This is a genomic window from Shewanella sp. W3-18-1, assembly GCF_000015185.1.
GTDB lineage: Bacteria > Pseudomonadota > Gammaproteobacteria > Enterobacterales > Shewanellaceae > Shewanella > Shewanella putrefaciens.
In genome coordinates this window covers 4,399,259-4,410,562 of the sequence record NC_008750.1, presented here as the reverse complement: position 1 = coordinate 4,410,562, position 11,304 = coordinate 4,399,259, and the positions used below count along the sequence as shown (strand labels likewise).

Sequence of the window (11,304 nt, the reverse complement as noted above, 5' to 3'; positions counted from 1 at the left end):
TGCGACAGTATATAAGGCGCGCACGTCTTGGTGAAGTAAAAACGTGATGTTCATAAAATAGCCTGTGTAAAATATTGAAACATTTTATTCAAATAAGTATAACAAATTGATTTTGTGCTAATCTCTTTAACGGAATGATAACTAAAAAGTGACAACGGACTATGCTTTCAAATTTATGGAAGCGTCAGGCTCCGCAGATGGTGGGAATCGACATTGGTTCACATGAAGTTAAGGCCATTTTGCTGGGTAAGACTGCTGATGGATACAAAATACTCAGTCATGCAGCGGTCCCTGTAAAAAAGGGGGCCATCAACGATCATGATATTCGTGATGTTGATGCCGTTGTTGAATGTTTAAGGCAAGTGAAGCGTATCTTACCTAAATCGGTGAAATATGCGGCTGTTGCTGTATCTGGTTCAGCAGTGATGACAAAAGTTATCTATATGGATGCTTCGCTGAGCGAGGAAGAAATGGAAGCCCAGATAGAAATAGAAGCCGATAACTTAATTCCCTATTCCCTGGATGAAGTGAGCATTGATTTTGAAACCCTCAATGTAAATAGTACCGATCCTTCTAAGGTTGATGTGCTATTGAGCGCCTGTCGTACCGATAATATAGATGTCAGAGTCGATGCATTAGATACGGTTGAACTTGAGACGAAAGTTGTTGATGTTGAGGGATATGCACTTGGGCGCTCTGCAGAGTTAATCCTAGGTCAGTTACCAGAAGGAGCGAGGCAAAAAGCCGTTGCACTGGTTGATATTGGCGCCAATATGACGACTTTTTCTGTAGTAGAGTCTGGTGAAACAACCTTTATTCGTGAACAAGCCTTTGGTGGTGAGTTGTTTACTCAGTCAATACTGTCCTTTTATGGTATGTCCTATGAACAAGCGGAAAAAGCCAAGATAGAAGGTGACTTACCACGTAATTATATGTTTGAAGTGTTATCACCTTTTCAAACTCAGCTACTACAACAAGTTAAACGCACGCTGCAAATCTATTGTACATCCAGCGGTAGAGATAAAGTCGATTATCTGGTTTTATGTGGTGGGACCTCTAAGTTGGAAGGAATGGCTAATTTATTAATTAATGAATTAGGTGTTCATACTATCATCGCCGATCCTTTTCAAGGATGTTTACACGCAGACGAATCAATCAAACATATCCTGCAACCTAACATCAGTAAATATATGGTTGCCTGCGGCTTAGCACTGAGGAGTTACGGTCAATGGCGAACATAAACCTACTCCCTTGGCGTGAAGAGGCAAGAGAAAAGCACAAACGTGACTATATCGGTATTTTGGCTCTGGTTTTTTTAGGCGCGGCTATTCTAGTGTATATCGCCTTGTCTTTGCTTGAAATGATGACCGATGAGCAGCGTGGGCGAAATGCTTACCTACAATCAGAAATTCAATTACTTGAAACTCAAATCGCTGAAATTAAAAAGATCACCGAGCGGAAAAAAGACATAGAGCGTCGTACCGAGATTATTCTTAACCTCCAACAATCTCGTAATTTACCAACCCATGTTTTAGATGAGTTAGTGCGTGTAGTACCCGCTGGAATATATCTTTCAAGTATTGAGAAAAAGGGCAGTCTATTACTCATTGAAGGTCGGAGTGAATCCAACAATAACGTAGCGCTGAAGGATCCCCTCATAAATCAGCCATAGCATAGCCATATTTGAGCAACTGATTGGCGAATAATACCCAGGCCGCCAGCAATTCTTTCTCCGTGATTTGATAATCAGGCCGCCTGAGTACCTCCAATCCCAAGCGAATCGTTGAGAGTACCGTTCGATGCCCAATGGTATTGGCCTGAAAATGCTTATCCCAGCCCTGTTGCTGTGCGTGTAAACCAACTAGCCACAACAGGCATTGAACCATCAACGCTATCAGTAGGATGATGTCGAATCGCTCTGGACTGTTGGTACGACTTTGGCGTAAGCCAAAGCCGTATGCCGGGCTTTTGAGGTCACGAAAGGTTTCCTCTATTTGCATACGTTTGGCGTACAGGTTTACCAGCTGCTTTGGGCTCCGAGATTCTGGTGGTAAATTGCTGGCTAACACCCAAGGCTCTTTCGCCGATGTTGAGTACGTTTTTGCCGATGGATGGTGGCAATTAGTCCTCGTTGAACGCTGATTTGTACGCCCCTTAGGTTTGCTACGATAAAGCGTGAGATGGCAATTGATAGGGTTAGTTTTGGTCAAGGTCTTACAACCCAGGCTCTTCGCTTGACCGTTGGCCAAGTCATGTGTACTGCGAACTGCACGCCAATTTTCAGCGCCAATATCTGCAAATTGAACTGTACCGCGAATACGGCTTAGCCAAAACCAACCATGCGCCTCAACCTCTTTGTACCAAGGCACTTTGAACCCCGCGTCAGTCACGATGAGAGGGGTAACATGCAAAGGTAAAATCTTGGCTAAGTCCGCTAAAAAACCGTTGTGGGAGGCCTTAGAGCATTGTTCTGATAGGGGATAGGACTTCTCATACAGGGTAATAGAGCGGCCATTGAAGGCTATTGAGGCGCGCAGAGCCATGATGCGTTTATGCTCTCGGATGTCTGACCAATCGACGAGCACAATCGGCATAGGGTTACCAGAACAGATGAGGCTGGCATGCCATTGGTAGACAGCTAACCGTTCTTGATGCAGATGCGTGTTGCCGAGCAAACGATCAATGCGCTTGATGTTGTGCTTGGTTCGGGCCGTGGTTGGTAAATTTCGACCTAACTCAGTCAAGGTCAGTGTCTTACATTCAATCAGTGCCTTAGAGGCCAGCATCAAGCTGTTTAATCGTTTTAGGTGAAGTTCTGGGCAGTATTGGTGTAAAGAATGTTGTAGGATATTGGCTTCGCGCATCTTGTTGTCCAAGTGTAGTTTTTGGAGAAACCATTTGATCATGCAACAAGATGCGCTTCCACCCTAATTTGATGATTTATTTGTAAATCATCAGGGGATTCTTCAGAACGTAGCGAATATGATGCGTAAAGTTAAAGCATCAGAATGGTTAACCGATCCGAATATGCAATCTATCGTGACCCAAGATGATGAATTAAGACAATTACAGCGGTTTAATTTACGAGTGAGTGTTAAAAGTGCGATTGCTGATGACCCTGTAAAAGTGGCGCAAGGAGCGAGTAAATGAAACTCGATCTTAGTCAGTTTAATGACATCGATTTTGAGAATATTGGTGGTTGGCCTAATCAAGTAAAAACTTTTTTTGCAATATTATTAGCGCTTTGTGTTTTTGCTGCGGGTTATTTTCTTGTGATAGCAGATGCTGTTGATTTGTATAGCGCGGAGCAAAATAAAGAGGTGCAGTTACGGGATGACTTTAAAAATAAATATCAACTTGCGGCAAATTTGAAACTCTATCGCGAACAGTTAGCTATCATGGAAGTGCAATTTGCTGAATTGCTTAAAATGTTACCGTCTGAAAATGAAATGCCAGGTTTGCTCGATGATCTGACTTTTGTCGCAACGGATGCAGGATTAAGAATTAAGAGTTTAAACTGGGAACCCGAAATTCAGCGTGATTTTTATATTGAGTTTCCTATTAAAATGTCTGTCACTGGGGATTATCACCAGCTGGGCAATATGGTCAGTGGTGTCGCAAAATTACCACGAATTGTTAGTCTTCACGATTTTACGATTAAACGGGATGACTTAGGTAATTTAGCGATGGATATTTTAGCAAAAACCTATCGCTTTAAGGAAGGAGCTGAATTACCACCCGAAAAGACATCGGATAATAAGGGTAAAAAATGATGAAATTATTTCCCTTACTCGTGTTAAGCCTTTTTTTGATGGGTTGTATTGGTGATCGTAGTGATTTAGAGCTATTTGTTACTACGACTAAGGCACAGCATGTTGCTCATATACCGGCGCTAAAAGAACCTCCAAAGTTTGAACATTTTGCTTATCAAGCTGAGTTGCTGCGAAGCCCTTTTGTTCCACCTTCTCGTGAGTTAACGGAAGAAGTGGTTGATACTAGCAAGAACTGCTTACAACCAGATTTAAAACGTCGTAAAAGTCGCTTAGAGACCTATGCCATTGATAATTTAAAAATGCGCGGCACCTTAAGCGAGGCAGATATGACTTGGGCACTTATCGAAACAAATGACGCCAGTGTATATCGTATCGGTGTCGGCGAGTACTTAGGATTGTTTAATGGGCGTGTAACCAAGGTGACTTCACAAGCTGTTGAAGTAATAGAATTAATTCCTGATGGTTCTGGTTGTTGGTCTGAACGACTCAATAAATTAGAACTTTCCGGAGAATAACGAGCGAAGGATGAAGGAATAATGAAATCTTCTGCTGCGATCAAAATGCCATTAATACTCTCAGGTTTAATTAAGCCTGTTATTGGGATCGTATTCGTATTTGGCATATTGCCATCGAGTTTTGCTGCCAATCGATTATTAGATGTTAAATATCATGCTTTAGTTGATCGTCAGTTAGAGGTTGAGTTAGTTTTTGAAGATGCAGTAATGCCACCAGTCATTGATTCTAATGCATCGCCAGCCGAGTTGGTTTTAATATTCGATAATAGTATTTCGGGTTTATCTAAAGACCGCTTGCCCATTAATCAAGTGGGTGTAAATGAAATAAGAACAGAACAGCAGGATTCTCAACTAAAAGTTGCCTTAGGCTTATCTAAAGTGAAGCCGTATCAAGGTGCTGTGATAGGTAACTCTTACCGTTTAACGATCAATGATGAAGTCGCTAGTGCAAAGCCATTTAGTGAAAATCCTTTTGTTAATAGCATTAAAAATATCGATTTTCGCCGTAATGCAAATGGTGGTGGCGAATTACTAGTCTATTTAAATAATCGCTCAGTCGCTGCCAATGTTGAACAAATTGGCGCTAAGCTTGAGATAAAGTTATTTAATACCGACATTAATAATGATCTGCTTTATGTGATGGATGTGCAGGATTTTTCAACACCAGTAAAAAGTTTTGAAACCTTCAAGGAAGATTTAACTACGCGAATATTAGTTGATATTTCAGGTAACTACGATTTCAATTATAAACAGGAAGATAATATATTTAGACTCTCAATAAATAAAGTTGAGCGGGTTGCAGCAACAAAAGAAGTAAAAAAATACAACGGAAGAACCTTATCCCTTAATTTCCAAAATATTTCTGTTCGAACAGTACTACAGATTATTGCTGATTATAATAATTTCAATCTCGTGACCAGTGATACTGTTGAGGGCAATATTACCCTTAGACTTGATGATGTACCTTGGGATCAAGCATTAGATTTAATATTACAAACTAAGGGACTAGATAAGCGTATTGAAGGTAACATTTTAATGGTGGCTCCAAGTGAGGAACTGGCCATCCGAGAGAGTCAAAACCTTAAGAATAAACAAGAGGTTAAAGAGTTAGCTCCTCTCTATTCTGAATATTTACAGATCAATTATGCCAAAGCGATTGATATAGCTGAATTACTTAAGAGTGCGGATTCGAGTCTGCTATCCCCACGGGGTTCAGTGGCCGTAGATGAACGGACAAATACTGTACTTGTAAAAGATACCGCTGAAATCATAGAAAATATTCATCGTTTAGTGGAGGTGCTGGATATTCCGATCCGCCAAGTGTTGATTGAGTCACGTATGGTGACAGTTAAAGATAATGTGTCAGAAGATTTAGGTATACGCTGGGGCATAACCGATCAGCAAGGCAATAAAGGTTCATCAGGTTCCTTAGAAGGCGCTCAAGATATCGCCAATGGTATTGTTCCTAGTATTGGTGATCGACTAAACGTCAATTTACCTGCACAAGTTGATAGTGCAGCGAGCATTGCATTCCATGTTGCCAAATTAGCCGACGGTACTATTTTAGATCTCGAGCTGAGTGCGCTTGAGCAAGAAAATAAAGGCGAAATTATTGCTAGTCCACGCATTACGACTTCTAATCAAAAAGCGGCATACATTGAGCAGGGGATTGAAATCCCGTATGTGCAATCAACCTCAAGTGGTGCCACATCCGTCACCTTTAAAAAAGCCGTGTTATCATTGCGTGTGACACCGCAAATCACTCCTGATAATCGAGTGATTTTAGATTTAGAAATCACGCAAGATTCTGAAGGAAAAACGGTTCCTACATCCACAGGGCCTGCGGTTGCGATTGATACTCAGCGTATCGGTACACAAGTGTTGGTTAATAATGGTGAAACCATCGTGCTCGGTGGTATTTACCAACAGAATCTTATCAGTCGCGTTAGCAAAGTGCCTGTTTTAGGCGATATTCCCCTAGTAGGTTTTTTGTTTAGAAACACAACAGATAAAAATGAGCGTCAAGAGCTACTGATTTTTGTGACACCTAAAATTGTGGATGAAAAGCTCTAACTCGCTGTTGTACTTTGAATAAAGCCAGCAACACTTGCTGGCTTTACCGTATCTGAAATACAATTCTTAGTATAAATAGCGCACATGACTTGCCATAGTAGACCTTAAACTGAGATAATCCGCGGTCAAGTCTCATAAGAGCAAGGTAACATATAGGTCGGCTTGATCATGAGTCGATATCGGCATACTTTTCAATAAGATTCAGACGTACAAGAAATGGCTGAAAAACGTAATATTTTTCTGGTAGGCCCTATGGGCGCAGGTAAAAGCACAATTGGTCGCCATCTGGCGCAAATGCTGCATTTAGAATTCCACGATTCAGATCAAGAGATTGAGCAACGCACAGGCGCTGATATTGCTTGGGTGTTTGACGTCGAAGGCGAAGAAGGTTTCCGCCGCCGTGAAGCTCAGGTTATTGCTGATTTGTCTGAAAAACAAGGTATTGTCCTTGCCACCGGTGGTGGTTCAGTACAAAGCAAAGATATCCGTAATCATCTATCTGCCCGTGGGATTGTTGTTTATCTGGAAACCACTATCGACAAACAGGTCGCTCGTACTCAAAGAGACAAGCGACGCCCGTTATTGCAAGTAGATGATCCTCGAGAAGTGCTGGAGAGTCTTGCAGAGATCCGTAACCCGTTATACGAAGAAATTGCCGATGTGATCGTTAAAACCGATGATCAAAGTGCAAAAATCGTTGCAAATCAGATCATTGAGAAGTTAGGTTTCTAGGCAGAATGATGAAGCAAATTCAGGTTGATTTAGGTGAACGTAGTTACCCCATTTATATTGGCCAGAATTTGATGAATGATAGCGAGGCACTGTCTCGCTACCTGCTTAAAAAACGTATCCTTATCGTTACCAATGAAACCGTCGCGCCCTTGTATCTTAATCAGATACAAGAAGTGATGGTTTCTTTTGGTGAGGTTGAGAGCGTCATTCTTCCTGATGGCGAGCAATTCAAAGACTTAGCACATTTAGACGCTATTTTTACTGCATTATTGCAGCGGAATTATGGTCGAGATTCTGTGCTGGTGGCTTTGGGGGGCGGCGTGATTGGTGATATGACAGGGTTTGCTGCTGCGTGTTATCAACGTGGTATCGATTTTATCCAAATCCCAACGACATTATTATCGCAAGTCGATTCTTCTGTTGGCGGTAAAACTGCCGTAAATCATCCATTAGGTAAAAACATGATTGGGGCTTTTTATCAGCCACAGTTGGTGTTGATCGATACTCAATGTCTTCACACATTACCTGCACGTGAGTTTGCGGCAGGGATGGCGGAGGTTATTAAGTATGGCATTATGTGGGATGGCAAATTTTTTCAATGGCTTGAAAATAATGTGCAGGCATTAAAGAGATTAGAAACAGAAGCGTTAGTGTACGCTATTTCTCGTTGCTGTGAAATAAAGGCCGACGTTGTCAGCCAAGATGAAACTGAGCAGGGTGTTCGTGCTTTGTTAAATCTTGGACACACTTTTGGTCACGCTATTGAAGCTGAAATGGGGTATGGCAACTGGCTTCATGGTGAGGCTGTTGCTGCTGGCACAGTCCTTGCTGCACAAACGGCTAGGTCACTGGGACTGATTGATGAGTCAATAGTTTGTCGTATTGTGCAGTTACTCCAAGCTTTCGATCTTCCAGTGAGTGCGCCGGAATCTATGGATTTCGACAGTTTCATTCAACATATGCGACGCGATAAGAAAGTGTTAGGTGGTCAGATTCGACTGGTGCTTCCGACCGGAATTGGTCAAGCGGATGTATTTAGTCAGGTCACTGAATCTACCCTTGAACAGGTTATTTGCTGCGCATAAACATTGTGTGGTGAGTGAGTGACATTTCAGGGGCTAGTCTTGCTTCCTTCTCAGGAAGCGCTTATACAACGATTGCATCATATTGCCAGTTATAGCGACCAGCTACTGGTGCTCTCTGGTGCTCAAGGTTCAGGTAAAACCACGCTTGTTACTGCGCTGGCAACGGATTTTGATGAGTCAAATGCCGCGTTAGTCATTTGCCCAATGCATGCAGATAATGCTGAAATTCGCCGGAAAATATTGGTGCAATTAATTTCATCGCCGATATTTGATGATGATATCCCGCTTGGGGAAACGCTATTACGTGTTGCGCCCACACAAACTAAACCCTTACATATCATTATTGATGACGCTCATTTGCTTTCTAAAGAGTTATGGGCTGAATGTATTATTCTGAATCAAATCCAATGTGCGGGTAAGCGGATAGCGGTTACTCTCACTGTGCCCTCTTCATTTTTAGCGGATTTATTGCCGCAGTTACCTGAGCAATTAAGGCGGCAAGTTTTACCTGTCAGCATTGAGCCATTAACACTACCTGAGCGTGAAGCCTTGTACCAAACATTGCTTAGATATAGTGACCAAAACCCGTTTACACCAAGGGATATAGTGCGTGCTAAACTCGAAACACAAACGGGTACTCCACAGGAAGTGGTTAATTTACTTGAGCTTGCTCTCCATGGTAAGCCTAAGCCAAACTTTTCTTGGAAAAAATATAAAGTACTATCCATTAGCTTTGTTAGTGTGTTGCTTGTGTTGGCGGCTTGGGGAGTGGTAACTCAGCTTCCTCACTCTGGGCTCACCTTAGAACCTATAACCTATCCAGCGATGGACTCACCCGAATTCCTTGCCCATGGTCAACACCGGCTAGCGCCTTATTTTAGCCAACGTGCCGAGCAGCTTAGGCTTTCACAGATTGAAGCAGAAGAGATTGTACCACCAGATCCTTTAGCGAGTTTTCATGGCGAGACTCCACAAATGGAGTCCGATATACCAATTCAATCTCCTATTGATGAGGCGAGTAGCAAGGGAGCGACAGTGGCGTCGAACAGTGCGACATCAGCATCTGTTAAACCCAAAACCGCCGAAGTGAAGATAACGCAAAATGCCACATTAATGACGCTCCATAAACCAACTAAGGGTTATACCATCCAAGTGGCCAGTGTTTCGCAATTGCGTTCACTACGTTCGACTTTAAAAATGATTGAAGGAGTCGAAGGAGTAAGGATTGCAAAGTATAAACAACGCTGGGTGGTATTCGCTGGTCACTATAGCAATCATCAATCAGCACAGAGCGCTGCCGCGCAATTAGCTAAGCAGTATCGCCTCGAACAGCCTTGGGTCAGAAAATGGGCGGAACTGCGCGAATATCAGCTACAAGAAAGTCTCCCAAATCGTGAAATCTCAGAATAAACAGAGTACAATCGTGACCTTTATTTATGTCGGTATTCATCAAATTAAATGATTAAAAAACATAGAGCCTTCCTAAAATGGGCTGGCGGAAAATTTAAGTTGGTGGATGAGTTAACGAACTATTTACCTGCGGGAGACCGTTTAGTTGAGCCATTTGTAGGCGCTGGTTCGGTGTTTTTAAATACGGATTATCCAAGCTATTTACTCTGTGACATAAATCAGGATCTGATCGAACTCTATAAAATTGTAAAAGAAAAACCTGCCGAATATATTTCCGCTGCGAGAAAGATGTTTGTCGATGAGATGAACCAGAAGGATGCTTACTACAGGGTGCGTACAGAGTTTAATAAAACCCGTGACCCCTTCATACGTTCAGTTTATTTTCTTTACCTCAATCGTCATGGGTTTAATGGATTATGCCGTTATAATCGCAAGGGTGGGTTTAATGTGCCCTTTGGTTCTTACAAAAAACCTTATTTTCCTGAAAAGGAGATTTGGGCTTTTTCTGAAAAGGCTCAACGTGCTGAGTTTAAATGCATTGGTTATGAAAAGGCATTTGAACAAATTCGTACTGGTGATGTGATTTATTGTGACCCACCCTATGCACCTTTATCAACCACTGCCAGTTTTACTACTTACGTTGGAGCGGGTTTTAGCCTAGATGATCAGGCTTTACTCGCTCGACATTCACGGCACACAGCGCTTGAACGTGGTATTCCTGTGCTAATCAGCAACCATGACATTCCTTTAACGCGGGAGCTATATCGTGGTGCTCACCTCGCAAAGCTTCAAGTACAGCGCAACATTAGCCAAAACGGCAGTAGCCGTAATAAAGTGGACGAATTGATGGCGCTATACGATGAAAACTATGATCTACAGGATGAGTAATATTAGCGGTAATTGCATTAGCTAAGCACTTGACTTACAAGTAATATAAGGCTCCCCACTAAAATTATAGCTAACACTATACCCATCACAATATAAGGTAGTGGTGAATGAGTTTGAAAGTCTTTTGTGCGGTTTTTATCCGACTGCACTCCGAAAAAGGCTGCCAAGGTACTCTGAAATATTTGCCAAATGCGGTTGATCATTAGTATGAGAGTTGTGAATTGGTGGGTTTCATATCATCGATAGGCTTATCTTTATGCCCATATAATAATTCAAGCAGATCAACGAAGTGAAACTGACTTGAACGATTTTTACCCGTAAGCCACGTTGTCCAACTTAAAGGTTGCGCTTGATTAGCACAGCGGTTGTTGGGATGGCTGCTTGGCAAAGAGTTGTTATAGCGAGTGTCACTGCTGCAAGCGCAGGCGGTGGTTTCAGTATTGTCAGTGAGTTTTTGTGCACCAAATGCTAAGGAGGCAACAACGACAGCCGTGAATGCTAACATCATTGATGACTTAAATGTCACTAAACCTAGTAAGTTTGAGAAATGATTTAACCGTCCTTTCATAATACTTCCTTTAACATAACCCAGCGCAGCGCATCGAGTATAACAAACTCGCTTAGTTTATGAACAATAATTTATCAATCACTACAGAAATGTTTGAATATCTCGTTTCTTAACCATATTTTTTGCAAAGCGTGTGTATTATTCGTGTGGCATTCCTCTGACGCCATAATCCATTCAATTACCATAAATGTGGCTTTAGCTATAGAGGCTTAGCCTAGCTAAGGGTAAAATGAAGCACTTTTTGTTCAATTACAGCGAGT

General features: G+C 42.0%; 11 protein-coding genes and 2 pseudogenes. 10 read left to right on the top strand and 3 right to left on the bottom strand.

The features are described 5' to 3' along the window. Nucleotides 1-161 precede the first annotated feature (161 nt). Together SPUTW3181_RS19995 and SPUTW3181_RS19990 are read left to right on the top strand one after the other, a co-directional pair. Nucleotides 162-1,241, top strand: coding sequence for a pilus assembly protein PilM (locus SPUTW3181_RS19995; protein WP_011791082.1), 1,080 nt, complete (start codon nucleotides 162-164; stop codon nucleotides 1,239-1,241). Then, nucleotides 1,229-1,642 (top strand): annotated as a pseudogene (locus SPUTW3181_RS19990) (PilN domain-containing protein); the annotation flags it as partial. The gene SPUTW3181_RS19995 and the pseudogene SPUTW3181_RS19990, both read left to right, overlap by 13 nt. A gap of 13 nt (nucleotides 1,643-1,655) precedes the next feature. On the opposite strand, the gene SPUTW3181_RS19985 reads toward SPUTW3181_RS19990, so the two are convergent. Next, nucleotides 1,656-2,864, bottom strand: coding sequence for an IS4-like element IS10A family transposase (locus SPUTW3181_RS19985; protein ID WP_001206290.1), 1,209 nt, complete (start codon nucleotides 2,862-2,864; stop codon nucleotides 1,656-1,658). 106 nt (nucleotides 2,865-2,970) lie between these two features. Here SPUTW3181_RS19985 and SPUTW3181_RS21760 point away from each other — a divergent pair. The 8 genes and pseudogenes from SPUTW3181_RS21760 to SPUTW3181_RS19950 all read left to right on the top strand — a co-directional run. Continuing rightward, a pseudogene (locus SPUTW3181_RS21760) lies at nucleotides 2,971-3,150 on the top strand (PilN domain-containing protein); the annotation flags it as partial. Further along, on the top strand, nucleotides 3,147-3,773 hold the full coding sequence (locus tag SPUTW3181_RS19980) for a type 4a pilus biogenesis protein PilO (protein WP_011791080.1): 627 nt from the start codon (nucleotides 3,147-3,149) through the stop codon (nucleotides 3,771-3,773). The pseudogene SPUTW3181_RS21760 and the gene SPUTW3181_RS19980, both read left to right, overlap by 4 nt. Then, nucleotides 3,773-4,288: a pilus assembly protein PilP gene (locus tag SPUTW3181_RS19975; protein WP_025008216.1), complete on the top strand. Its 516-nt coding sequence runs from the start codon at nucleotides 3,773-3,775 to the stop codon at nucleotides 4,286-4,288. The genes SPUTW3181_RS19980 and SPUTW3181_RS19975 overlap by 1 nt, the downstream gene beginning before the upstream one ends. Nucleotides 4,289-4,309: 21 nt before the next feature. Next, on the top strand, nucleotides 4,310-6,361 hold the full coding sequence (locus SPUTW3181_RS19970) for a type IV pilus secretin PilQ (protein WP_011791078.1): 2,052 nt from the start codon (nucleotides 4,310-4,312) through the stop codon (nucleotides 6,359-6,361). 216 nt (nucleotides 6,362-6,577) lie between these two features. After that, nucleotides 6,578-7,093: a shikimate kinase AroK gene (gene aroK / locus SPUTW3181_RS19965; RefSeq protein WP_011791077.1), complete on the top strand. Its 516-nt coding sequence runs from the start codon at nucleotides 6,578-6,580 to the stop codon at nucleotides 7,091-7,093. A 5-nt stretch (nucleotides 7,094-7,098) separates the two neighbouring features. Beyond that, a complete protein-coding gene (aroB, locus tag SPUTW3181_RS19960) occupies nucleotides 7,099-8,178 on the top strand; it encodes a 3-dehydroquinate synthase (protein ID WP_011791076.1) in 1,080 nt (359 codons plus the stop codon). Between the two features lie 18 nt (nucleotides 8,179-8,196). Next, entirely contained in the window at nucleotides 8,197-9,588 is a 1,392-nt protein-coding gene (locus tag SPUTW3181_RS19955; protein ID WP_011791075.1) for an ATP-binding protein, read from the top strand. A gap of 48 nt (nucleotides 9,589-9,636) precedes the next feature. Continuing rightward, on the top strand, nucleotides 9,637-10,476 hold the full coding sequence (locus SPUTW3181_RS19950) for a Dam family site-specific DNA-(adenine-N6)-methyltransferase (protein WP_011791074.1): 840 nt from the start codon (nucleotides 9,637-9,639) through the stop codon (nucleotides 10,474-10,476). A gap of 17 nt (nucleotides 10,477-10,493) precedes the next feature. On the opposite strand, the gene SPUTW3181_RS19945 is transcribed toward SPUTW3181_RS19950, so the two are convergent. Continuing rightward, nucleotides 10,494-10,679, bottom strand: a complete 186-nt coding sequence (locus SPUTW3181_RS19945; protein WP_011920194.1) for a DUF2970 domain-containing protein — start codon at nucleotides 10,677-10,679, stop codon at nucleotides 10,494-10,496. Then, nucleotides 10,679-11,044, bottom strand: a complete 366-nt coding sequence (locus SPUTW3181_RS19940; RefSeq protein ID WP_011791073.1) for a hypothetical protein — start codon at nucleotides 11,042-11,044, stop codon at nucleotides 10,679-10,681. Before SPUTW3181_RS19940 ends, SPUTW3181_RS19945 begins: the two co-directional genes overlap by 1 nt. Between the last annotated feature and the right edge of the window lie 260 nt (nucleotides 11,045-11,304).